At 35.4% G+C, this 25098-nt stretch carries 24 protein-coding genes; 17 read left to right on the forward strand and 7 right to left on the reverse strand.

The window, feature by feature from the left end; genetic code table 11:
• The first annotated feature begins 396 nt into the window (after nucleotides 1–396).
• On the forward strand, nucleotides 397–4524 hold the full coding sequence (locus tag ACMGGO_RS09515) for a chitobiase/beta-hexosaminidase C-terminal domain-containing protein (protein ID WP_305192842.1): 4128 nt from the start codon (nucleotides 397–399) through the stop codon (nucleotides 4522–4524).
• Between the two features lie 125 nt (nucleotides 4525–4649).
• Here ACMGGO_RS09515 and ACMGGO_RS09520 read toward each other — a convergent pair whose 3' ends face one another.
• The 3 genes from ACMGGO_RS09520 to ACMGGO_RS09530 form a co-directional block, all read right to left on the reverse strand.
• The gene (locus tag ACMGGO_RS09520) at nucleotides 4650–4832 is read right to left on the reverse strand and encodes a hypothetical protein (protein WP_115673274.1); all 183 of its coding nucleotides are present in this window, start codon (nucleotides 4830–4832) and stop codon (nucleotides 4650–4652) included.
• A 763-nt stretch (nucleotides 4833–5595) separates the two neighbouring features.
• Nucleotides 5596–5985 (reverse strand): hypothetical protein, encoded by a 390-nt coding sequence (locus ACMGGO_RS09525; protein WP_048392570.1) that lies wholly within the window; start codon nucleotides 5983–5985, stop codon nucleotides 5596–5598.
• A 286-nt stretch (nucleotides 5986–6271) separates the two neighbouring features.
• A complete protein-coding gene (locus ACMGGO_RS09530) occupies nucleotides 6272–6610 on the reverse strand; it encodes a hypothetical protein (protein ID WP_048392571.1) in 339 nt (112 codons plus the stop codon).
• Nucleotides 6611–6987: 377 nt separating this feature from the next.
• Between ACMGGO_RS09530 and ACMGGO_RS09535 the strand changes: the two genes are divergently transcribed.
• Nucleotides 6988–7116, forward strand: coding sequence for a hypothetical protein (locus ACMGGO_RS09535; RefSeq protein WP_279495212.1), 129 nt, complete (start codon nucleotides 6988–6990; stop codon nucleotides 7114–7116).
• A 409-nt stretch (nucleotides 7117–7525) separates the two neighbouring features.
• On the opposite strand, the gene ACMGGO_RS09540 is transcribed toward ACMGGO_RS09535, so the two are convergent.
• Entirely contained in the window at nucleotides 7526–8758 is a 1233-nt protein-coding gene (locus ACMGGO_RS09540; protein ID WP_279495210.1) for an MFS transporter, read from the reverse strand.
• Nucleotides 8759–8831: 73 nt separating this feature from the next.
• Nucleotides 8832–9461, reverse strand: a complete 630-nt coding sequence (locus ACMGGO_RS09545; protein WP_048392575.1) for a LysE family translocator — start codon at nucleotides 9459–9461, stop codon at nucleotides 8832–8834.
• Nucleotides 9462–9696: 235 nt separating this feature from the next.
• On the opposite strand from ACMGGO_RS09545, the gene ACMGGO_RS09550 reads away from it, so the two are divergent.
• The 4 genes from ACMGGO_RS09550 (at nucleotide 9697) to ACMGGO_RS09565 (ending at nucleotide 13194) form a co-directional block, all read left to right on the forward strand.
• Nucleotides 9697–10377 (forward strand): TraR/DksA C4-type zinc finger protein, encoded by a 681-nt coding sequence (locus ACMGGO_RS09550; protein WP_374805974.1) that lies wholly within the window; start codon nucleotides 9697–9699, stop codon nucleotides 10375–10377.
• Nucleotides 10378–11019: 642 nt separating this feature from the next.
• Nucleotides 11020–12378, forward strand: a complete 1359-nt coding sequence (gene pbfA / locus ACMGGO_RS09555) for a (R)-1-hydroxy-2-aminoethylphosphonate ammonia-lyase (protein WP_420281828.1) — start codon at nucleotides 11020–11022, stop codon at nucleotides 12376–12378.
• A gap of 210 nt (nucleotides 12379–12588) precedes the next feature.
• Complete coding sequence (locus ACMGGO_RS09560) at nucleotides 12589–12777, forward strand: hypothetical protein (RefSeq protein WP_054550360.1); 189 nt, start codon at nucleotides 12589–12591, stop codon at nucleotides 12775–12777.
• Between the two features lie 273 nt (nucleotides 12778–13050).
• A complete protein-coding gene (locus ACMGGO_RS09565) occupies nucleotides 13051–13194 on the forward strand; it encodes a hypothetical protein (RefSeq protein WP_420281829.1) in 144 nt (47 codons plus the stop codon).
• A 109-nt stretch (nucleotides 13195–13303) separates the two neighbouring features.
• Here ACMGGO_RS09565 and catA read toward each other — a convergent pair whose 3' ends face one another.
• Complete coding sequence (gene catA / locus ACMGGO_RS09570) at nucleotides 13304–13954, reverse strand: type A chloramphenicol O-acetyltransferase (protein WP_420281830.1); 651 nt, start codon at nucleotides 13952–13954, stop codon at nucleotides 13304–13306.
• 471 nt (nucleotides 13955–14425) lie between these two features.
• On the opposite strand from catA, the gene ACMGGO_RS09575 reads away from it, so the two are divergent.
• The 11 genes from ACMGGO_RS09575 to ACMGGO_RS09625 all read left to right on the forward strand — a co-directional run bounded on the left by ACMGGO_RS09575 (nucleotide 14426) and on the right by ACMGGO_RS09625 (nucleotide 23814).
• Entirely contained in the window at nucleotides 14426–14602 is a 177-nt protein-coding gene (locus ACMGGO_RS09575; RefSeq protein WP_197078715.1) for a hypothetical protein, read from the forward strand.
• Between the two features lie 203 nt (nucleotides 14603–14805).
• Nucleotides 14806–15309 carry a hypothetical protein gene (locus tag ACMGGO_RS09580; protein WP_281216338.1) on the forward strand — a complete coding sequence of 168 codons (504 nt, stop codon included), beginning with the start codon at nucleotides 14806–14808 and terminating at the stop codon, nucleotides 15307–15309.
• A gap of 709 nt (nucleotides 15310–16018) precedes the next feature.
• The gene (locus ACMGGO_RS09585) at nucleotides 16019–16444 is read left to right on the forward strand and encodes an acyl-CoA thioesterase (protein WP_004225136.1); all 426 of its coding nucleotides are present in this window, start codon (nucleotides 16019–16021) and stop codon (nucleotides 16442–16444) included.
• 11 nt (nucleotides 16445–16455) lie between these two features.
• On the forward strand, nucleotides 16456–16830 hold the full coding sequence (locus ACMGGO_RS09590) for a DUF423 domain-containing protein (RefSeq protein WP_066037288.1): 375 nt from the start codon (nucleotides 16456–16458) through the stop codon (nucleotides 16828–16830).
• Nucleotides 16831–16993: 163 nt separating this feature from the next.
• Nucleotides 16994–18325 (forward strand): SPFH domain-containing protein, encoded by a 1332-nt coding sequence (locus ACMGGO_RS09595; protein WP_048392584.1) that lies wholly within the window; start codon nucleotides 16994–16996, stop codon nucleotides 18323–18325.
• A 14-nt stretch (nucleotides 18326–18339) separates the two neighbouring features.
• Nucleotides 18340–19443: a hypothetical protein gene (locus ACMGGO_RS09600; RefSeq protein WP_288584977.1), complete on the forward strand. Its 1104-nt coding sequence runs from the start codon at nucleotides 18340–18342 to the stop codon at nucleotides 19441–19443.
• Nucleotides 19444–19886: 443 nt separating this feature from the next.
• The gene (locus ACMGGO_RS09605) at nucleotides 19887–21092 is read left to right on the forward strand and encodes an EAL-associated domain-containing protein (RefSeq protein ID WP_036076413.1); all 1206 of its coding nucleotides are present in this window, start codon (nucleotides 19887–19889) and stop codon (nucleotides 21090–21092) included.
• A gap of 324 nt (nucleotides 21093–21416) precedes the next feature.
• Nucleotides 21417–22061 (forward strand): copper amine oxidase N-terminal domain-containing protein, encoded by a 645-nt coding sequence (locus ACMGGO_RS09610; RefSeq protein WP_420281831.1) that lies wholly within the window; start codon nucleotides 21417–21419, stop codon nucleotides 22059–22061.
• A gap of 17 nt (nucleotides 22062–22078) precedes the next feature.
• On the forward strand, nucleotides 22079–22336 hold the full coding sequence (locus tag ACMGGO_RS09615; RefSeq protein WP_279495204.1) for a hypothetical protein: 258 nt from the start codon (nucleotides 22079–22081) through the stop codon (nucleotides 22334–22336).
• A 28-nt stretch (nucleotides 22337–22364) separates the two neighbouring features.
• Nucleotides 22365–23270: an FAD:protein FMN transferase gene (locus ACMGGO_RS09620; protein WP_374805952.1), complete on the forward strand. Its 906-nt coding sequence runs from the start codon at nucleotides 22365–22367 to the stop codon at nucleotides 23268–23270.
• Entirely contained in the window at nucleotides 23260–23814 is a 555-nt protein-coding gene (locus ACMGGO_RS09625; protein WP_054550290.1) for a ferric reductase-like transmembrane domain-containing protein, read from the forward strand. Before ACMGGO_RS09620 ends, ACMGGO_RS09625 begins: the two co-directional genes overlap by 11 nt.
• Before the next feature lie 141 nt (nucleotides 23815–23955).
• Here ACMGGO_RS09625 and ACMGGO_RS09630 read toward each other — a convergent pair whose 3' ends face one another.
• Nucleotides 23956–25098 carry a sensor histidine kinase gene (locus ACMGGO_RS09630; protein ID WP_374805953.1) on the reverse strand — a complete coding sequence of 381 codons (1143 nt, stop codon included), beginning with the start codon at nucleotides 25096–25098 and terminating at the stop codon, nucleotides 23956–23958.

Here is a 25098-nt window from a genome sequence, read left to right on the forward strand (position 1 = left end):
AAGGGAGGGATTACGCCAAGTATGAGTAGGTGGGGAAATCCAAGTATTTGAACGCATTAACAGCTTCAGCGGTTGTAGTAACACCGATTACAAGGATGTACAGCGCTCGTCACAATTTTATAAAAAGATTAATAATTTAATGATCGTGCCATGATGGGTATATTTAAACCCGAAAAAAACTAATCATCTGTATTTTGGAGAAGCTTTAATACGAATTTCTTTAATGCCATCTGGTAGTACAGGTACTATTTCGGGGGATTTAATCATTTATGCGCCGAATGTAGCCCTCTCTTTAGATGGGTTAACCATTGTAGGGAACACAGTAATTGAATAATAACTTCCATGTAAAACCTAAGGAAAAGATTATTCAGACTAAAATCATAAGGAGCTAAGCGAATGAAGAAATATGAATGTAATGTCGTTACCAAAATAGCGTTATCATTTTTACTTGTAATCTCTATGATTTCACCTTACTTCACAGTTGTAAAGGCCGAAACGACAGAAGCAATTGGAGTGGGGGAAGCGGTCAATCAATTTGATCCAACCGCAGTAAAGAGTAATGTTACTGTAGAGGGATATATAGTAGGGTTCGCCAAAAGTGAAACTTCTTATTCTGTGATAGCAGAAAGTGACACAAATATTGCGATCGCTGATACACCAGATGAAACAGATGTCACGAAAATGCTGTATATTCAATTACCAAGCTCCTATAGAGCCAATTTCGGATTATTTACTAACCCAAGTAATCTTGGGAAAAAAGTTAGAATAACAGGTTCACTGGAAAAATATTTTGGCAACCATGCAGGGCTAAAATCACCAACTTCAATGGAGTTTGTTGGGGACGATACTACTGAACCAAATCCTCCCGAGACAGCAACAATTGCCGAAGCTCGTGTAGCTGTTGGAACAGACCGCACAGTTCAAATTCAAGGGACGGTTACGACAACACCTGGTAGCTGGGGAGGCAAGGCCTTCTATGTTCAGGATGAGACAGCAGGGGTATATGTCTTCTCTAGTTCTGCAGAAGCAGGGAGCTTAGCTGTTGGAGATATTGTCAGCATCACAGGGAAAACTAGTTTATATAGTGGAGAAGTTCAATTTAATACACCGACAATTGAACGGATTTCTACAGGGACGGCACCTACACCGCAGACAGTAAATTTACCGATTGCGGATGATAGCACACAAGGAAGATTAATCACACTTGAAAATGTGAAGATTAAAGATTTAGCGCCATCTGGTACGTATGGTACATTTGAATTTAAAGCAGTCGATGCAGCAAATAACGAGCTGTTAATTCGCCATGATAACCGTACAGGCTATCAGTTCTCTCAGTTTGAAGCAGATGGCTTCAATAACAATGATGTCATCACAGTGACAGGGATTGCGTCAATTTTTAACGGGACCTATCAATTAAAAACGTTAAGCGCGGAAAGCTTCCAATTAGTATCAAACTATGAGCCAACACAAGTAGAGAATATTAAGGCTTTACCAGCAACAGGCGAAGTTTATGCAGGAACGAAAGTAACATTGTCTACAAATACCCCAAATGCAACCATCTATTACACAATCGATGGTTCTGAACCGTCAGTAGCTAGTGAGGTTTATGATGCAGCAGCGGGGATTGTTGTAAATGAAGCCATGACTATAAAAGCATTTGCTACTGCAACAGGCCTAGACGATAGTGACATTGCTTCCTTTAATTATACAGTTAAAGAAGAGCCAACTGTTATATCCATTACGGAAGCTCGTAATAAAGAAATCGGGCAAACTGTTATCGTATCAGGGATCGTGACAGCAAAATTAGAAACGGCTACAGCACACATTCAAGATGAAGATGGGGCGGCGATAGCCATCTATCCTGTGGATAGTCTTGCCGCAAATGTCGGTGATCGAGTGACGGTGCAAGGACGAGTAGATGAATATAGCGGTCTAAAGCAATTAACGAATATTTCACTTGTTGGTATGCCTGTTCCTTCGACAATACCAGAGCCACATCTTATTAAAAGTAATGAGGTAGCGGAAGACAATGAATCGAAACTAGTTACAATTAAAAATGTTACCGTTACTGGTTCGGGTCAAAACTTTACAGGTACTGACGAAGTAGGCCCATTTGCTATTTACGATAAAACAAGAGATTCTGGTTTAGTGAGTGGAAAAACTTATGGGGAAATTACAGGGATTGTTGGTCAATATACAAACCATCAATTGCTCCCTCTTCGCGTTATTGAAGATGTAACAAAGGTGCAGGATATCAAAGCTTCTCACGTCGGGGGCGTAACAGCTGGCACGAAAGTCTCCCTTTCTACAATGACTGAAGGAGCAACGATTTATTACACAGTGGATGGCTCAACGCCAACAACAGCTAGTGCAAAGTATACAGAGGAAATCCTTGTTAATAAACCAATGACGCTTAAAGCGATTGCAGTGAAAGAAGGTTTAACGAACAGTGCAATTGCTACATTTGTTTATGAAATTATTGATACTAAAAATGCCAAGATTAGCGATATTCAAGGGGCAAGCCATAAATCACCATATGTCGATTTAACAGTAAATGATGTGGCAGGAATTGTAACATTCGTTTTAAATTCAACTAGCTTTATTATGCAAGAAAACGAGTCGTCATTTGATGGCGTAAAATCAACTGCTATCAAAGTAAATAAGACAGGACATAATGTAGCAGTAGGGGACGCTATTAACGTTTCAGGAAATGTAGTAGAGGCAGGTGGCAACTCTCGATTGACAGATACACAAATTGCAGCAACAAATATTACAAAAACAGGTACAGCAGGAATTCCAGAAGCCCTTGTGATAGGGGAGGATCTGTTGCCACCAAATAAAATTATCGATAATGATAGTTTTGCAATTTTTGACCCACAAGAAGATGGTATCGATTTTTGGGAATCTATCGAGTATATGCTGGTATCATTCCCGGATGCGAGAGTAATAGGACCGATTTATAATAACGATTCTCCAATTGTTGTACCGAGCACAACTAATAATACATTCAATGTGAATGGTGGTTTAAATATAGCGGCCGATGATTATAACCCAGAAAAAATTATGCTTGAAGGGGTAGCTGGTAAAAATTATGATTCAGGTGATCGTTTTAATGATGCACTTATCGGATTTGTAGAGAATTTTACAGATGGCTATCGACTGAACACAAATAAAGTCTTCCCAGAAGTGACAAAAGCGAATCTTCAGCAAGAAGTGACGCATCTTGAACCAGTAGCGGACAAGTTGAATGTCGCTTCCTATAATATCGAAAACTTTTCAAATAATCCTGCCAATACATCAAACGAAAAAGTAGCCAGAATTGCAGGGACATTTGTGAATAATATGAAATCACCAGATATTATTACATTAGTCGAAGTTCAAGATAATGATGGACAAACTGATTCAGGAAATGCGGATGCATCGGAAAGCTATATGCGATTAATTCATGCAATTAAAGCTGCGGGTGGTCCTGCGTATGATTGGATTGATGTCATGCCAATTAACAATACAGTAGGTGGTGCACCTGGCGGTAATATTCGTGTAGGTTACCTATATAATCCAGAACGTGTTTCATTAGTGTCAGGTATAAAAGGGATGGGTGACCAAACCAATACGTGGACAGCAGATGGAAGCCTCGCTTTAAATCCTGGCTTTGTTGATCCATCAAAATTTGTAGATACACGAAAACCAATTGCAGCCGAATTTGAATTCCAGAAAGAACGTGTAGTGATTATCGGAGCTCACCTAAACTCTAAAGGTGGAGATGGTTCACTTTGGGGACCAACTCAGCCACCAGTGCTAGAATCAGTAAAGAAACGTATTCAGCTTGCTCAAGCCATCAATGATTTTATCGATGAAGGACTTGCCATTAATCCAGATTTAAATATCATTGTAGCAGGGGACATGAATGACTTTGAATTCACACCAGCTCTTCAAACGTTAAAGGGTGATGTTTTAACGAATATGATAGATAAGGCCCCGGAGCAAGATCGTTTTACGTACTTCTTCCAAGGAAACAATCAAGTGTTGGATCATATTTTAGTTTCGAATAAGCTTGCTGACGTTACAGAAATTGACTTGATTCATATAAATGCGAACTTTACAGAAGCACAAGGCCGTGCATCAGATCATGACCCAGTATTAGTTCAAATTGATTTGAAAGCAGACAATGAGGAAATACCAACACCAATAACACCTGAAAATGTATACAATTTTGATAACTACAAAACAGGTAAACTGATCATGAATCGCCCAAGCATTTCGCTATCGTTAGGGAAAAATACAAATATTAAAAATGGAATTGCTGTATTTAGTCAATATGCTGAATTCCATGGGGAAGGATTTGCGGATAAAACAGTAACGATTAGTCCAAAAAAAGGAAATGCGATTATTGACTTTAAAGGTACGAAAATTGGTGAAATTATTATCGAAGGAAAAAATGTAAAAGAAATACGAAATTTACCTGATGGAGCGACCATTACGTATACTAAAGGGGCTTCGGCAGAGGAAATTGAATTTAAGTAGTATCTAAAAAACAATCCAGCACTAGTCTATATTGATTTGGTGCTGGGTTGTTTGCTAATTAACCTATAACACTGAAAAGTTGTTCATTAAACAAAAAATAACCAAGTGTCCATATGATTACTTGGTTATTTTTTACTTTTTATAAAGCCCATATTAGGAAAAATAAATTTTAAACCGATAATTAAAGCAAAGAACCCTGAAATCCTTAATGTTACATTTGTAAATGTCTCTCCATTTTCAGTGATATTCATTAGTAAACAGCCAAAGGAAATAAAAATAAATCCAATCAAAGCAGAAATATATTTCAATCTATCATCCCCTTATTTAAATAAGCACTAATTTTTACTCCACTCCCAAAGCAGTTTCTTTTTATCAAAGATTAGCATCCAACCTTTCTTTCAATACAATTATTTCAGTTGGAGGTAAATGAGGGACGCATTGTATCTATAAGAGTAACTACTCATGCTTAATGTATAAAACTATTTATAAGTATACCCCACTTAAAAGGATTTATAGAAGTTTAGATGGTAGTGAATATATTAGAAAAATCACTATTTATCTTAACCATCAAGAAAAGGATCCCTCTTTTTTTCAACGTTCCAATTTCCTTAGATCAAAACTCGACCAAATCAATATTTTGTGCAGATGAAAGAATGAATGACTATGGGAAACGAAAAAAGCATTGCAACGAAGCAATGCTAAGTACGTGGAGTTTTTGACAACCTTACTACATTAAAAACAAAGCCTATAACTCCACAAATAAAGAAAATATAGGCTACTAGTATGGACATAACTTCTAAGTTGTTAGTGAATATCCTGTATCCTCCTAAAGTAAATAAAGCCAAACTGCCAACCGAACTAAGTAATATTTTATTTTTGTCAGTCAACACACACACCTCCAAATAATGGTATGTATATAGGTTAACACAAAATGTATTTTTAGTTAACCTATTCTATGTTTATTGGTGAGTGTCATAAAAACAAAGAAACTTTACTGTACACTTTGAATAAAATGTTCAGCAAGGAAGAGGATTCTTGCTGAACATTACTATAAATATAATAATTTTTTTATTAATTAATAAAATTTTGAGGAATACATTCACGAACACCAGAATTTCTCAATGAGTTAAATAAAGCTGCACTGATTCTTAAAATAACAAAGTTATCAGTGCCATTTTCTAATTCATAGATCACAAAGTATGAATTATCGACTGTAAAAATACATTTTCGTTCTAATTCAAATCCAGGTGGTACAGGAGGAAGATTGAAACGTGGTACAACTAAAGGTGTATCTCCTTCATCTCTGATAAAATCAAAAGTTTGTTGGTCAATCTCATAGATATTAACTGGATCAATCTCCACACCTTTTTCTGGAATTGTAATTTCATCTTCAACTAATACGAAAAAGCGTTCGTTTCGAAAATTGAAAAGACCTCTTGCCCCAATTTCAAATGATGCCATTTTATATTCACCTCCAATTCTCTAAATATCTTATTCATATCAAATCCAGTTGTTTGGACATTAAGGAGGGGGGAGTGAAAAATAGTTTCTGGTCTGAAGTCATTAGAAGCTAATAGTAGGGTGAGATAGATTTACAATTTCGGATATGAATGGGGATTAGCTGGACAATTTGAAGTTCATGTCAGAAAGAAAATGTGCTGTAAGGAGTGATAAGCTGGAGGTAAATGAATGAATATGGAAAGCCCTATACACTGGTATAGGGCTTTTATAATCTTAACATTAAATTCTAAAGAATCTGTGTTAATTCTGAGTTCACAAACCGTTGGGCAGCAATAATTACACCTGAAGCTGTTCGTCCATAAACACTATATATTCCACCATTTTGATTTGGAATAATTTCAACTTCATATTGAGCTCCAACTACACCAGGCGTTACAAAGGTAGAACCATTCGCAATAGCGGCAAAAGGAGTTGTTGATAATAATTGTCTTGACCCATCTAGTCGAAAAACTCTTACTACGCCAGTTAATAAACCTCCCGTAAGGTTAAGAATTTTGACACGAACACTAGCTGCATTAGCTGGTTGATTTCCTGTATTTTCAATTGGGCCAGTAGTTAAACTCATTTATTTCACCTCCAAATAAACAAAATTTGTATAATCTGCAGATTATATTTTCATAGTATGAAGTATTCTGTATACTCTCTAGTCTTATTAATCATATCTATAAATTTAAGAAAAGTGTGGATTGGTTTAGTAAGTAATGCGAAGTATGTAAGTGAAGGTTAACCTATATCTCATGACATAGCACCTTAGTAGAACATCGAATAGTGGAGCTATTGAACAATCTGAGGAAAGAAACTAGTGAACTAGTGTCACTGGATTGGTAGTGACTCTAACATGAGAGAGGCCGTGACGGTCAACTAGCACCACAAACGAATAAGGGTGTGAGATACACTCAATTATTAATTTGCAATTAAAGATACATAAAAAAGCCGTAGTGTTTGCAGACGCTACAGCTCGAATTGGTTGATGCCTTTAAAGTCAATCTAGTAAACGTAGTATATCGTAACTTAGGAGGACGAAACTATGTAACAGGGCAAACAACAGTTACAGTTACTAAAGATGGCTGAAACAATCGAGGAAGCAAGGTAGCCAATAACGAAAGCTGATAACAATAGCTAAATTGGAGTGATTGAATCAACATTACCAAAGGCATGTGGGCACAACCGTTGTATACAGGAATTACAATGTCGTATATATTCATTAAATTATCGAATTAAGGAAAAGGTGCAAAAGCAAATTTCGATAGTGCATGGGGATTGAGAGGTTGAAGTACTTCAGAGATTGCTTGATGGGATAGCATACGCGCTATTGGAAGCTCATGAAATTATCCAGTACGACAACAAATGATGAAGTAGCCGAGAGACTACTTCTTATAAGTTATTTCTAAAAGTATTTTTAAGCGGAATTATTTTAGTATGAGATCTGGATAAACAATGTGCTTTCAAATAAGGTCATTCAGTCTAAAGCTCTTTATTTTTATGCCATTTCATTGTTTTTTTCAATATCCTCTACTTTGATAAACTTTAAGACAACAAACAGGAGAATAAATCCTAATACACCTGCCGTAATATAGCTGGCATTGAGATAATTTTTCATGACGAGAGACATAATAGGAGGGCCTGCTGCAACGCCTATAAATCGTGCTGAGCTGTAAAAAGAGGATACGGTTCCTCTTAACTCTTTTCTAATATTGTCAGTAATAATTGTGTCAAGTGCGGGCAATAGTGCACCAATAGCAATCCCCACTATACTCGTAACTACTAATAAAAGAATCAGTTTTTTACTTGTAAACCCAACAAAGACAATACTGACAGACATTGCAATCAAGGAGGCAATGATTATTTTTTTAATCCTTCCTATGTTTCCTTTAATTTTTCGACCAGATATAAATGAAGCTATACAAAGTAATAAAAGTGGGATGGCCAGGACAAACCCTTTTTTAATCCCTTTTATATCATGAACTTTTTCCAGATTTTCTGACAAGAAAAATAGCATACTAAATAATATGAGCATCACAAGGACCCCGTTAAGGAATACGGTATATAACCATTTACCTTCCTCCTTGAAAACTTTTTTTGTATTCCGTAAAAACTCTTTGAGCTTCAATGGTTCATCATCATCTTTAGGAGCTTTAACGAAGAAAAAAATAAGTACAATCGAAATCAAACTAAGCGCTGAAATGGAAAAGAAGGGAAGGAACCATAAAAACGCAGCAAATATTGATCCTAAAATGGGACTTAACACTTTCCCAAACGTATTAGACGTTTCAATTATCCCTAATGTAGAACTTATTTTTTCGTCATCATCCTGGTAAAGGTCACCTACAAGAGGCAATACGATTGGCATTGCACCAGCGGCCCCAATTCCCTGAATAATTCTTCCAGCGATAATCATTGCGTAGGGGTCATCCATTTTCCATGAAGCAAATCCAGCAATCAGACCACCGATTAAAGCTAATATTAAGCTTGGTAATATGACCATTCTTCTGCCGAAGCGGTCCGATAAATAGCCAGCTACGGGGATCAGAAAAATAGCTGCGACTGAATAGCTTGTTATGATCATGCTCGACTGAAATGATGTGATCCCGACCTTATCCTCCAGTATAGGGAGCACGGGAATAAGCATTGAATTTCCAAGTGTCATGATGAGCGGAATAGAAGTCAAACTTACAATACACCAGACACTTACATTAACCTTCTCTTGGTCCATTACCACACCTCGACTAATATTCTTTTAAAGGTATGGTTTCCTTTCGTGTTTATTTTATGCGCTGTCGGTGAGTTTATTGGAATAACACTTGGTAAGCCTGCATCCCAAAGTAGATCCCGAAGCCAATCATTAATAAGGCTGAGATAAAAGAGACCGTTTTCAAAAGCTGTATAGATAATAATTTTCGAGCGACACTGGATAAAAAGGCATAAATAAAATCTACAAAAATAATGCCCATTAAAATGGCAATACTCACCAAAATGATTTCATACCCTGTTGAGATACCAGCCGTTTTTGCGAGTATGGAGCCGTATATTCCCAGCCAGAAAAGGATGGTTAGCGGATTCAAAAAAGACATGAAAAATCCAGTCATGAGGGATTGTCTCAGTCGTGTCCTTTTCCCTGTTTTCGAATCCATCTCAATTTTATGTAGCGACAGTAAATTTTCGATACCGGTGTACAAAAGAACAAAACAGCCGAAGGACCAAAGGATTGTTTTTAACCAGATGGAATTGATAAATTGGCCAATTCCAAAATATACGATAAACATATAGATAATGTCAGTCGCTATGGCACCAAGACTAAAAAACCATGCATGAAAAAAGCCATTTTTTAAACCTGTATTCAATAGGACAGTCTTAACAGGTCCAATTGTTGCAGCCATTGATATGCCTAAAAAGATAAAAGTAAATATAGAATCCATAAAATAGCCTCCAATAATCAAATGTAATTGCATTTTATTCGAAGGCAATAACTTTTAGGACAATCTAAAAGGGCATAAAAAACATGCGGATTTAATATGTCCTTATCGCACGCTAAACTAATTATATATAGCATATTTATCAAAGAATATAGTTTCGTTTTTGTCTTTAAATTTATCCTTTAAAACAAATAATTCAATCAAATTCGTTCATAATAATGAAAAGGACGTGATGACTATTCTAAATGAGAAGAAGATATCAAAGCTAAAAAATATGTTAATTGAGCAAAAACACTCGCTCCAACGAAGAATGGATACAGATGATGAATATTTAGAACGAGGTAGTTTACGGGATTCTGTTGATGAGTTGTCCACAATCGATAATCATCCAGCAGATCTGGGTACCGAATTATACGAGCGTGAAAAAGATATGGCGTTAAAAGTCCATGACAATGATGAGTTAGCAAAAGTAAATACGGCCTTACAAAAGATTGAGGATGGTACCTATGGCGTATGTGAAGTTTGTCAACAAGATATCCCATATGATCGATTGGTGGCACTGCCTTATACCTCTTTTTGTATTGAACATACTGCAAAAGACGTTCCAACAGATCGACCGGTTGAAGAGCAAGTGATGCTTCCTCCAGTTGACAATTCTTTTGCTGGCCGTGATGACAAGGATGATATTCATGATTATGAAGATATGTTTCAAGTTGTAGCAAAATATGGAACTTCTGAAACACCTTCCGATTTTGAAGGAGATTTTGAAAATTATGATGAATTATATGAAGATCCTGAAGAAATTGCCGTTAATGACGAATGGGATTCATACCATATCTCTGAAACAGATGAATTAACACGTCAAGTTTCCATTCAGGAAGTAGAACACGCGAGAAAGTTTGATTATTTAGAGGATTAAATGTGGGATTCAAAAAGATAGGCGCAATTGTTATAAATGAATGCTTTAATAAAATGTTTTGAACAAATGCAAAACTTGCAGCATGTTTTGTAATAAGAAAAATAGGATGTAAACTCGGAGGTAGGTCATGTGGTATTTTCAATAACCTCAATATTAGGGAAAGACAGACCAACGATCGACCTGCACTCCATAATTCTGTTTGGAGCATGACATATAACGTGGTGTCGCTCTATCACGAGTTACAAGTGAGCTCTTGCCAAGAGGATTACTATAATATTTAAGCTTTCATCTTAGGATGGAGGCTTTTTCTTTTGCTTTGAAAACTGCGTCATACAGCCAAAACACTTCGAGTCGAGAGGTCAGTGTTTGGTGTGGTTTTGAGAGCAAATAATTACCAATGCTTAAAGTTGAAGCTAGTGCTCAGGGAACTTTACTTTCTTATTTGGAAATTCGACCAAATTTTTCCTCCCCTTTGATTCGACGGTGTTCTATGAGCATAGATTATTATTATTGATTCACAACAACTACGTCTAAATGTTATTGGGTGAAAAGATTTACAAGATATTAATATCTAATTAAAAAACAAATGTTATTTTGTTTAAGTAAAAAAATTAATTACCTATAATGAGAGGAGAAGAAATAATGGAAAAAAACATTGAAGTTTTAAGAACAGAAGGGGACATTAATTTAACAAAAACTCGTACTTTATGGCAAGGAAAACACTTGAGCAAAGAATCATTTGAGCTTTTAAACGATGATTCCAAGTATTATTTACATCAATCTCTTTCTACTCCTTGTTTAAATATTATTGAAAAAAGCTATGGAATTTACATAGAGGATATAGATGGAAGAAAGTATATGGATTTTCATGGAAATAATGTTCATCAAATAGGTTATGGTAATGAATATGTTATTCAAGCAGTAAAAGAGCAGTTAGATATCCTTCCATTCTCACCAAGACGTTATACAAATAAAGTTGCGATCCAGCTAGCAAAAAAATTAGTTGATATTGCACCAGAAAGTTTAAATAAAGTACTGTTGTCTCCTGGGGGAACTTCAGCTGTTGGAATGGCTTTAAAACTTGTTAGAAAGGTAACAGGCAAATTTAAAACTATATCTATGTGGGATTCATTTCACGGTGCTTCTTTAGACGCTATTTCAGTTGGAGGAGAAGCACTTTTCCGTAACGGTATGGGTCCTTTAATGCCAGGGAGTCAGCATATTGCTCCTTACAATTCATATCGTGGTTTGTTTGATGATGACAATGGTAGATTTAAATCTCTTGACTATCTTGAGTATATACTTGAAAGAGAAAATGAAATCGGTGCAATTATTTTAGAGCCTGTTCGTTGTACAGACGTGCATATCCCACCAAAAGAGTACTATCAACGTTTACGTAATATTTGTGATAGAAACAATATATTATTGATTTTTGATGAAATTCCAACAGCTTTAGGGCGAACAGGTAAAATGTTCACTTTTGAAAACTTTGGAGTTATTCCAGATATTGTATTATTGGGAAAAGGATTGGGTGGAGGCGTTTTTCCAATGGCAGCGATGCTGGTAAAAGGAGAACTTGATGTTGCCCAAGATATTGCACTTGGTCATTACACTCATGAAAAAAGTTCATTAGGTTGTGCAGCAGCATTGGCTACTCTTAATTATATCGAGGAGTTTAAATTAATTGATAAGGCTAATCAATTAGGAAATTATATGAGGATACGTCTTGAAAAGATGCAAGAACAGTATGAAATTATAGGGGATGTTCGAGGAATCGGTCTTTTATACGGAGTAGAATTAGTATTAAACCGAAATTCGAAAGAAAAAGCTATATCTGAAGCAGAGCAAGTAATGTATAAATGTATGGAAAAGGGATTAAGCTTTAAAGTATCCCAAGGAAATGTGCTTACTCTCACTCCACCACTTATCATTAAGGAACATGAATTAGAACTGGCTATGGATATTTTAGAACAATCTATCCAGGAGATTTTAGGACAGTAATATAGATTTATGAAGAATTTATACAATTTACTAGATTGAAGCAACTAAACATCTCATATGAGGTGTTTTTATTATATAAAGAAACTTGATGTAAACATTCCAAAACAAACAAATGACGATGGAGGTGGGGGTGTTCAAGGCTGTTCTTGCGATTATAAGTGAAAATAGTGTATTATAGCTTTCATGTTGTAAATAAAAAGGACGGATGTAATGAAATATAATAAGACAGTTATGCTAAAGCTTATAAATGAACATCGAACATTGCATGATGAATTAAAAAAGCTAAAATCTGAAATGGGTTTAGAGAAAAATTTCGCAGTAAAGGCATTGTATCATTCATTTGTTGCAGAAGATGGTCCTTATATGAAAGAATATCAGGATTTAGAGCGATTACAATAAATGTAGTGCCACTAACAAAATTGTTGGTAAGATAAGTAATAATTTTTAGTCCGAGAATTTAATACTAAGTTTGTGATTGAGCCATTCATTTTGAGTGGCTTTTTATTCTGTTTTTTTACTGGCAGACGCTATAAAGAACGATAGGAAATACACGTTTGAACAGTTTAGGGATTCTTACAGATCACTAAATTGGGCAAGCAGGAAAATACAAAAGAATAAATACTTGAAATGTATGAAAATGAAAAGGGTAACCGCCTGAAAGTTGAAAGGGAATTGGAAAACCTTAAAACAATGATTGGCTATGCGAAAACGCAGATGCAAGGAGCATTGAACTCAATTGGTATTGGTGAATCGATTACTAGTAAGATATTGTTCAGTAACTTGAATGGATATAGAAGGAAAGCAGAAAGACAATAATCAGATACAAGGAACACAACACAAAATAAGGCACATATACTACCCTGTTTTCCTACAGGTTAGTAAAAAACACCAACTAAAAGAGATTAGTCAGTGTTTCGTGTTTTATTTATATAAGAAACTCTAGTTTATTTTCTACAAGAGTCTGAAATCTATCCATAAATAGAGCTGCATGGTAACCATCGCAGACAGAATGATGAACCTGCAAGGATAAAGGTAAATAAATATTACTAGTTTTATTGATAAACCTACCTGCAGTGATTATCGGCAAACAATAATTTGGGCTATTATTCACGTTTAAGTTAAAACCAGTAAAAGAAGTCCATGGAATCATAGAAATATTGACGACATTTTCAGGTATCGGTGTTTTAGGAAACAGTTTTCCTGTACCATTGTACTTCTCAGTATCGGAAATATAATTCTCATAAAATTTTTTAAAACCTTCATCTGTATTTGTATAAATGGCTGAAAATAACTCTGATGTCTTATCAAAGATAGTATACATTGGGACTACCTTATCCCAGTATCCAAACTCTCCAGCAGAATTAAAGTTCATTCTAAAATGTTTATTTGAATTTGCCACGTGAGTAATTAAAAAGATGAATACAGGATAGAATTTATATCCCTTATCTTTTGTAATTTTATAAAGTTCAGTAATATCAATATTTCTGGTGATGCTAAAGCTCGTTTGTTGATTTGAGAAATGATTGAAAATTTCTTTTCGTTCCCAATTATTAATATCAATTTTATTGAATTTCATCTTACTAAAGCCTCCTAAAATTTAAAATCTAGATAATTTTAGGAAGCTAATTTGACTGCTTTTTTCATAAGATCATTCCTTTAATTTTATATAAGCCAATCTTAACATATTATTACGGTTTCGATTATTTAGATTAGCATAGCGAGCTTAAACTGCTAATCAAAAAACTACTGCACAATATGAGAAATCGTCTTCAGGAAGGTAATTTTTGAAAAATTCTAATATTTCTTCGCCGAAAAACACAATAGATAGTAGTATTAGTACAATTAAAACGGTTCACTAAAGTCTGGATGTCATCACTTGACACAAGGGTTAGTAAGTCACATAGAAAGCTAGATGGTCAGAAAGCTGATAATGAAGGCTACTAACATTATGGTATGGGGCATTGCATCGATGGATAGTCAGTGTCGATGGCACAAAATATATATGGTGAATGGCAAGTTACCAGAGTATCGATGAGGCAGAGACTACATGGACGATACCTACCAAAAGCAATTGGCTGTTCGTATTGATGCTTATATGTCTGATTTAGGGTTAACTTACAAACAAGCTTTTAATAAGGCGTACAAAGAGGTGAAGCCTCCACGTGTTGTAGTACCATTCGTAAGTTACGAGGAATGGAGTCAACAATTTAGCGGTAGAGGGTGAGTGTAGTTGGATAGGAAGTAGTTATTCCTAGGAATAAGTTTTTAGATATTTATGTTAAAAACGATATTGAAAATTAACGCTTAAAATCGTAAAGACATGTTGGAAATGGTACGCTTGACATAACAGAAATATAGTAACTATTTCGTACCGTATTGTTAAAAAACAAAATGTAACTTCGTAGCTTAGGAATGGATGTGTGATATATGGACAAAAGAAATTCAATAATGGAAACATATTTTAATACAAAGGATATTGCTAAACGTAATGTATTATTAAAACAAATAGTATTTGACTTGCCTGAGAACGGAAAGGACTTTTTTCTCAAAGTATATAAAAAAGAGAGATATTTGGATATGCGGCTAACTGCGATTAGAGGATATGCTGCCTATGCAAGCGAAGAAGAAGTTGCGATTTTAATGAAAAAGATGTTGGAAATCTTAAAAAGGCGACCAGAAAGTACACCATATAATTATCAGGAATACGAAATCTTGCGTTCATCTTTTCTAATACCTTATTTATTGGAAAAATATCAATATGACTGTTTCAAAAAATTTAATGAACAGTTAAAAAAACAGTACGACGCTATGCCTGAAGTTTTCAAAGGAATTTTTACATGTGACGATAAAGGGGAACATATTCAACTAATTTCCCCAGCAGTAGTACGGAAAAAGATTGAAGATTTCATGCAAAGTGAAGGATGTATCTAATGGATTTTGCACCCAAATGATATATTGGAGATTTATGGATTTTTTTCTATGTTAGTCTAATAGCTATTGTAATTATATCATCTCGCATTGCACATTCAACCTTTGCAAAGAAGGAAGATTGGGTAGGAAAGCTGTTAACAAGTGTGTTTGCTAATATAGGTATGTTTACTTTTGTCATGGGTCTATTTAGAAGGATGGAAAAGAGCGAGTGAATTGCTGTCATATGTAAATGTATTAATTGCTATAGGTTCATTCGCAATGATGTTTTTTATTGCCTTTTTTATAATTTTTGGATAGTCAATAAAATAATAAATGAATAAAAGACAACTCTGTGTGTGAACTGCCCCGTAAAGTTAGATTGTTGTTTAACTTTTACGGGGCAGTTCTAATAAAGTGATGAGTGGTTTTTCTCAATCATATTTATCGAAAACTTATAAACTAAAACCTTTTTTTGCTTCGAATTCCATTGTTAAAAAATTACATTTTTGATTTCCAGTACCTGACCAGGATCTTTTATTTTTATATTTTTGTACCCCAATTAAGTGGGGTAAAACGGGTAAAAACAGAAAAAACATTTTTCACCAAATATTTTTCTGAATCTAATTTCAAATTTTTTTAAATTACAATTTATTAACTTTTTCTAATCAGTAGAGCAAAAACCCCACCAAATCAGCACTTTTGCGCTATAATGTAGGACGAGGTGAAGAAAATGTTTGTGAGTGAGAAACAGATTGAAATACGGTACGCAGAGACCGACCAAATGGGCGTGGTGTACCATGCGAACTATATTATTTGGATGGAAATTGGGCGTACCCAGCTTGTAAGTGATGCAGGCTTTGAGTATGCTGCCTTAGAAAAAGATGGCTATGTATCGCCAGTGATGGATTTATCGATTTCGTATAAAGCAGCCATGCATTATGGACAAGTGGCGACGGTGCGCACTTGGGTAGAAAAGCATGATCGTTTACGAACGACGTATGGCTATGAAATTTTACATGAGGATGGCACGGTAGCAGCCACAGCTCAATCCGTACATATTCTTGCGCATAAGGATACATTGCGACCGGTATCATTAAGTAAGATTGACCCAGCTTGGGATGCCAAATATAAAGAAATTGCCGTCGAGGCAAAATAGGAGAACAATAGATGGAAATGTTTATAGCTTTAGGCGCTATTTTGGCAGCTCTTGGTGTTGTTTTAGGTGCTTTTGGTGCACATGCACTCAAGGATAAGTTTGCCTCACCGCATTATGCAGCCGTTTGGGAAACGGCTGTGCAATATCAGATGTATCATGCTTTAGGGATTCTAGCCCTTGGCATTCTATCCAATGATGCATTTTTAGGAAGCTCAAGTCTACTTTCTTGGGCAGGCTACTTGATGTTTACAGGGATTGTATTCTTCTCTGGTAGTCTATATGTGCTAGCCGTGACAGGTGTGAAAAAGCTAGGTGCGATTACGCCAATTGGTGGCATGTTATTTATTGTTGCGTGGGTGCTTGTTATAATTGCTGCCTTATCCTAATACAGAAAAAGTAACGAGAACGTTTTGATGATTTATATCATTGGCGCTTCTCGTTTTTTTAGTTGATAGGAAGAAAATGAAACAATTTGTCTGATTTTGCGTATTACATAGTATGAAGAGATGTTAAAATAAGCTAAACATCAATGTGAAGGTGGGAATATTTATGGGTTTATTGAAAGCAGGCGTTGGGGCATTAACAGGTGTTTTAGAGGATCAATGGCGTGAATATTTTTATTGTGAGGCATTATCCTCAGATGTTCTAGTAACTAAGGGTATTAAACGCACTTCTAAACGAGGTTCAAATAAAGGAAATGACAACATTATTAGCAATGGCTCGATTATTGCCATCAATGAAGGGCAATGTATGATGATTGTTGAACAGGGGAAGGTTGTAGAGTTTTCTTCAGAAGCTGGGGAATATGTCTATGATACATCTACAGAGCCTTCGATTATGTATGGCTCAGATTTATCTCATGGCATTATGGAAACATTTAAACAGATAGGCAAGCGTTTTACATTTGGTGGAGAACCTGCTAAAGATCAGCGAGTTTATTATTTTAATAAAAAGGAGATTGTTGGCAATAAATATGGTACTCCCGCACCAATTCCATTCCGTGTTATTGATCGTAATATCGGATTAGATATCGACATTGCCATTCGTTGTCATGGTGAGTATTCTTATAGAATCATTGATCCGTTATTATTCTATACAAATGTATGTGGAAATGTAGAGCGTGAATATACGCGAGAGGCCATTGATAGCCAGTTAAAATCAGAATTAATGACAGCGTTACAGCCAGCCTTTGCACAAATTTCAGCAAGTGGCGTTCGTTATAGTGAAATACCTGCGCATACGGTTGCGTTAGCAGACGCACTCAATAAGGTATTATCAGAAAAGTGGCTTGCTACACGTGGTTTAGCTGTAGTGTCATTTGGGATTAGTACCCTAAAGGCTTCTGAGGAAGACGAAGCCATGATAAAACAACTACAACGCAATGCGGTTATGCGTGATCCAGGTATGGCTGCTGCCCATTTAACAGGCGCTCAGGCAGAAGCGATGATTGCAGCTGCTAACAATGATGGTGGCGCTATGGCAGGCTTTATGGGGATGAATATGGCTGCACAAGCAGGTGGAGTCAATGCTGGTCAGCTTTATCAAATGAATGAGCAAAATAAGCAAGCGCAAATGGCTCAGGCTGCGATGCAAAATCAATCAGCCAAAGCATCTGGTACATGGACATGTGCATGTGGTCATGACAACACAGGGAAATTCTGTTCAAATTGTGGCGCAGCAAAACCAGCGGAAGAGGGCTGGACATGTACATGTGGAGCGGTGAATAAAGGAAAGTTTTGTAGCGAGTGTGGCTCTAAAAAACCAGCTGGTGCTTTACTCTATGCATGCGATAAATGTGGGTGGGCACCAGAGGACCCTGCCAATCCGCCTAAATTCTGTCCAGAATGCGGCGATGTTTTTGATGAAAAGGATGTCAAGTAAGGAGATGATGACCTATGTCAACGCAAGAAGTTGAACATGTCAAACAAGTAAACCTTGACTTTGATGCGGAATGTCCATCCTGTAGTGCATCAATTGAGTTTAATCCTGCTACAGGTAAGCTGACCTGTCCGTATTGTGGATTTGAATCTGAAATTGCAACCCCTGAGCAAGAAGAGGAAAAGGTTGCACAGGAAATGGACTTCTTAAAAGCAGAGGAACGTGGGAATTTCAATTGGGGCGTGGAGAAGAAAACAGTTATTTGTAAAGCTTGCGCGGCCGAGACAATTTATGATGCTCTGCAGGTCGCTGACAGTTGTCCTTACTGCGGCTCAAATCAGGTCATGGAAGCGAGCGCTGAAAATACGCTTGCTCCCAATGGCGTATGTGCTTTTGAAGTAACGGATAAGCAGGCAGGAGAACATTTTCAGAAATGGATCAAAGGTCGATGGTTTACACCAAAGGCTGCCAAAATAAGTGCAAAGCCTGATGCCTTTAAAGGGGTATACCTCCCGTATTGGACGTTTGATTCAAAAACAAGCTCCAGATACTCCGCAAGATATGGACGACATCGAACGGTTACGGATAAAGATGGTAAAACGCATACTGAAACGGATTGGTATTCAACAAGTGGGTTTTATCAGGAATTTATAGACGATCATTTAGTGAGTGCCACAACACGCTATGATCGAGATATGATGCGAAAAATTGAACCATTTAATCTTCTTAATAATAAGGCCTATAAACCTCAATATGTAGCTGGATTTTTATCAGAGCGTTACAGTGTTGGTTTGCAGGATGGCTGGAGCCAAGCAAAAAGTGAAATCCATGATCACCTCCATGCGCAGATTACATCCAAAATCCGTTGGGAAAATAGGGCGGATGTAGTATCCAATCTACGCTTTTCCACAAACCATGATGATATTACATACAAATATTTAATGTTACCGATTTGGTTATCTTCTTTCCGCTATAAGGAGAAGATTTACCGCTTTATGGTGAATGGACAAACGGGTCGAGTTGGTGGTAATGCCCCTATTTCACCGCTTCGGGTGACAATTGCAGTTATTTTATCATTAGCAGTAATCGCTCTGATTTGGTATTTCTTTATGTCTGAATAATAATAAACAGTATGCCAGTAGGAGCCTCTTATTGTCCTTTTGGGATACTGTTTTTTTCATAAAATTGTCCTTAAATACTGGGTAAATGACTGAATTAATTGACTGGTATAGGATAATCATCATCCATTATCACGGCTGTCATTGCGTCAAGTTGCATAGATTAAAGGGAGAGTAAAATATCAGAACAGCCTTGGTTGGACAAAAGCATAACGTTGCAAGATGGTGTAACAAGCAACCTACTATGTAGGAAAGTCGTTAGAAATAATGCAATTATGGTGGTTAAAAATTAGGACGGATTTCCATTAATGATGAGAAGTGAAGTTGCGATTTTACTTTAAACAACTTATTATACAGTCAGAGAGCATTTTTTAGGCTAGTCATGATAAATGTAATGTTATTTTTGAATAACAATGAAAACGTTATTCATATTGGAGGTTTCGATGATGGACGCAATTGAAGTGTTAACAAATTTAGATCAAATACATGGGTATTATCAACCGATATTTAGCGCAGATGCGCATACGGTGATTGCCTACGAAATTTCCGGATATCTACAAATTCAAGGTCAGCAAATTAATTTAAAGGATTTTGTCAACAATGAAGATATTCCAGAAGAATATCGAATTGATATGGAACATAAAATTTTACATGCGGCATTAGCCAAAATTGATGAAATTGCACCAGAAATTGATATTTATATCCCAAGCAATCCAAATTTATTGATGCAAGATTTTGGTGAAAGTCATTTTAATATTATCCAACAATATATAGAGGAAAAAGATTTACAGCGTATCGTACTTGTCGTATCAGAGCATCGTTTTATAGGAGATATTAACAAATTACATCACGCCCTACGCTATTTTACGACGTTTGGGGTAAAAATTGCCGTTCAGGAAGTAGGAGCCGAAAGTCATTTAGAGCATATTGCGCTATTGGCACCACATATCTTAAAGGTCAATACACGTGATTTAAATTACGATTCTTGGTCCGCTCAATCGGACATGATTTCTGCCATTGGTAGCCTAGCTTATAAAATTGGAGCAAATCTATTATTTGAAGATATTGAAACGGTTTATCAGCTACAATTTGCTTGGAAAAATGGCGGTAGATTTTATCAAGGGCCATATCTAGCAAATCCAGCTATGACTTTTGTCGATAAGGATATATTAAAGGAACGTTTTAAAAAAGAATGCCAGCAATTTATTACTTCCGAAAAGAAAATGCTGGAGGCGCAATATTTGCAGTTGAAAAAATTAAGGGAGGAATTAGAGGCGATTGTTCACCGTGTGAAACCAACAAGCGACAATGTCTCCCATTTAGAGTACTTAGCTGAATTATTGGATAACTACTCCTTCCGTCTCTATATTTGTAATGAGGATGGGTTCCAGTTAACGCCTAACGTTATGCGAATTGATGGGAATTGGGAGCTACAGCCACGTGCCATCAATAAAAATTGGAGCTGGCGCCCTTATTTCCTTCAAACGATTATCAAAATGCGCAACGATCAAAGTGGGGAAATCTCTGAATTGTATCGGGATATTGAAACAGGAGAAATTACAAGAACATTCTCCATTGCCATCAACGAGCATGAATATTTGTTTGTTGACCTTTCCTATGACTATCTTTATGAGCATAAAATCTTTAGATAATATTAGTAATTTCTTTAGTGACAACATTTCATGGGTACAAATTGCAATTCGATCTATTTATTTTAATTAAATGTATTAGGTATTATGGGGGAGAATCCTAAAAGCCTAGTAAAATACTGAAGTTGCCTTCTATATTTGCAGAAGGCAATTTTTTTTGATTTCAATCAAGAATGCTATTTAAGTTCTCATAGAAAATTAACTACCTCTATCGAAACAAAAATGGCAGTCTATACATTTGTTAAATTTGTAATGAATGATTTTGTTTTTTCAGTATTTTTTCATTTAGCTTAATTAAGATGGAAATATCATAAAGGAGCTGAAAAAATGAGGATTATCAAAATACTGCTAATTATTAGTTTAATTTGGCCATTTGTTGATGCCAAAATAGCAAATGCGGATGATGAAGAAGATTATAAAAAATACGAGGGTGATGTTCATAAAAAGCACAATGATGATTATGATGATGACGAGGAAGATGATGATTATGATTATTATAAAGAAGAGGATGAATATGAATATTATGACCAAATAGACCCTGAAACAAATAGTAATACATGGAATATTTGGACAAGATCGACTTATGTAAATAAAGGAGAGTTACCCCTAAAAGAAGCAAAAGAAATTCAATTAAAACTAGAAAATAATAATAATACAGTGTCACTTTACTTGATTCCTTTAGATGGTGAAATATATGTGCCAGGTAAAATTGTTGCTGAACTTTTAGGTGCAAAAGTAGTTAATTATGATGATAGTAAAATATTAGAAATTAATAAAGCTGGTACAGAACTAATTTTTCGTGCGGGGACAAATGTAGTGTACTATAACGAGATAAAAACACCGATACCAGCTGTTACATTTTACTTGAATGATAATATATATGTTCCAATTAGTGTAATTTCAAATGGTTTGGGCTATGTGGCTGAATGGCAAGAAATGAATAACGCTGTTGTATTGAAGTTATTAAAATAAAAAAGGGAGATGATTGAATGAAAGATCAAAAGAAAGCTAAATGGATATTAGGCACTTCTGGAGTAATATTATCTTCTTTACTATTAACGCAATTTAATAATTTTCCATCAGATATAAACATAGCTGATCTAAATTTGACAAATGAACAATCAAAAAAAATGTCAGACCGAGAAAAGGAACTTGTTCAATTAGATTGGACAAATTTTGAAATTGTTGGAGTGAATCAACTACAACAAAATAAAATTCGTACCGATCGAACTACCAAACGATCCTAAACTTAGTTTGAAGTGGAGTTGAAGTTGCTTGGATACCCTTTCATTAAACACGATGAATACAAACTTTTATATTGAAATTGCTGGAACGCAAAAAATGGATTGGAAAGACAAAGTGGTGAAATGGTTGCAACACGTTGCAAGAGAGTGGTCGAGATTTGAGCCAAATAATGAGTTAAATCAAATTAATCAACTAAAGGTAGGAGAAATAGGTAGAATTTCTCCTGCATTATATGATTGTTTAAAAGCAGCAGACAACTATTATACATTAACTAATAATATATTTTCTCCGTATTTAAAATTACATTTAGAACAACATGGGTATGATCGATCCTTTCCTTTTCAAGAATCAACGTATAAGCCAATACAAATAGAAAAAAAAACAAATAAGCCATTTCTTTTTTTGGATCACAATGAAGTTTTAAAAACGGATAATCAATTAATTGATTTAGGTGGATTTGCCAAAGGATACGTAGTTGAAAAAATAGCTGATTGGCTTAGACAGGTTTCTCCAGAGTTTGGAATTGTAGATGGTGGTGGAGATATGAAAATGTGGTCGTCAGGCAAAAAGACATGGACCATTGGGATTGCTCATCCATTTCATATACACAAAGAGATCAGTTCAATTAGAATTCAAAACGGAGCAATTGCCACATCGAATCGTATATTCAGAAGTTGGAAACAGCAGGGGAAAGAAAAGCATCACTTATTAGATGGAAGAACCGGAGAGGTAATCATTAGCCCTATCCTTCAAACAACGATAATAACAAACTCATTATGTCAAGCAGAAGTGGCAACAAAACTGGCTTTTTTATTAAATGAACAAGAATTACAAGTATGGTTTGACAAACTACAGATGCCTTGTGCGTGCTTAATAGCAAAAGATGATGGAAGTATATATTGGCTGAAAGGAGGAGAAAAATTAGATGTTATTTAGTACTTGGGAATGGATTCGATTATTAGGGCTTTTAAGTTATTTTTACTTCAGTATGTCAATTTTTTTTGGTTTACTAAGGAAATCTTCTACTCTCAAGTCCAATAAAAACTTATACTTTCAATTACATCAAATGAGTGGATGGATGGGATTTATAACTGTTATTGTACATTTACTTTTACTAATGATTGATCAATACGAACCCTATACTATTTCTGAAATCGTATTACCTTTTAGCGCTAACTATCAGGCATTGTTGTCTGGGCTAGGAACCATAGCTTTTTATTTATTTTTAATAGTTCTTTTAACATCAGATATATGGATAAATAAAATGAACTTTTCACTTTGGAAGAAGATGCATTTTCTTGTTTTACCTGCTTGGATATTATCACTTATTCATGGGCTATTCATTGGTACTGACTCTAATCAAATGTTGGTAGTTTTATTTTATAGCAGTACAGTAATGGTTATAATTACCGCACTACTTGTAAGGTTGATGAGTGATGGATTTAAGAAGAAAGATCAAAAGCAAGGGGTTAGCAAGTAAGCGGTGCATGAATGGATGAAAGGCAGTTTCTCCATGTTAGCTAGACTGCCAAAGTAGCTCAAAAAAATAAACTAGTTGAATGGCACTACTGATACATGGAATGCCATTCTATGGTTTATCCATCATGTAAAGATGAAGAGCCTATTTTTTAGTATAAAGAGGAAATTGAATACAAAATGTTGTACCTTTTTCCAATTCGCTTTGAACTGTGAATGTTCCTCCGTGATCTTGAACAATAGAATCAGCTATAGCAAGTCCTAGTCCTGTTCCGTTTCTGTTTCTCACAGCATCACTCCGGAAAAATCTATCAAAAATAAAAGGGAGGTCTTCCTTAGAAATCCCAATGCCTGTATCTTCAATGTAGATATATATCATTTTATCAGTTTGTAAAAGCTTTAGATAGATTGATCCTCTTTGTGTGTACTGAGCGGCATTATCTAATAATATATAAATTAATTCAGTTATATTATTTGAATTTCCAATAAATTCAACATTAGGTTGGATTTCTGTTTCGAAAACGATTGATTTCGGTAACGCTCTTTTAAACTTCCTACTAATCGTTAGTAGCAACTCTGTTAAGGAGATTTTTTCTTTAGTTGAATGAATACGATTTTTGTCATGTCGGGCTAAAAATAATAGTTTATCTAATAGCTCTTTCATTAACTCTGCTTCATGCTTTAAATCTTCAATCAATTCTTTACCGAAATCACTCATATTATTAGCTTCATCAGTTTCTAAAATATCGAGTGAACTATAAAATACACTTAGCGGTGTTCTTAACTCATGAGAAGCATCTGAAACAAAGCTTTTCTGTTTTTCAAGTGCATGTTGAATGGGAATCATGGCTTTTCCTGCCATGTAGTAACTTAAGAATCCAATTATTATTGTAAAAATTATAATTAAAACAATAAACAGTAAGATCATTTTTTGAAAAAAATGATATTGTGATGTGGTCGATTTGCCTATAACAATATATCCAAGAAATTCATCGTTCGGCTGAATGGGTTTCGATAAAATTAAAAGATGTTTATCGCGCCACTTAATATTTTTTACAAAACGTTTAGAAGGATCTTCCGTTCGAATGATTTTTTCTAGGTCTTTAAATAAACCTTGATAGTTTTCGTCACCGTGGACTAGTATCTGGTCTTTTGTATAAATATAGTAAAAATACATACCATTTGGGTTAAATTCTAATTTCCCTTCATTATCATTTTTGTGCTCAAAAAAGTCATGATATTGTTCTTTATAATAAGTTTCTAGTTCTTCTATTTGTTGATAATCCAT

The organism is Lysinibacillus sp. BNK-21, assembly GCF_048684915.1.
GTDB classification, from domain to species: Bacteria; Bacillota; Bacilli; order Bacillales_A; family Planococcaceae; genus Lysinibacillus; species Lysinibacillus capsici.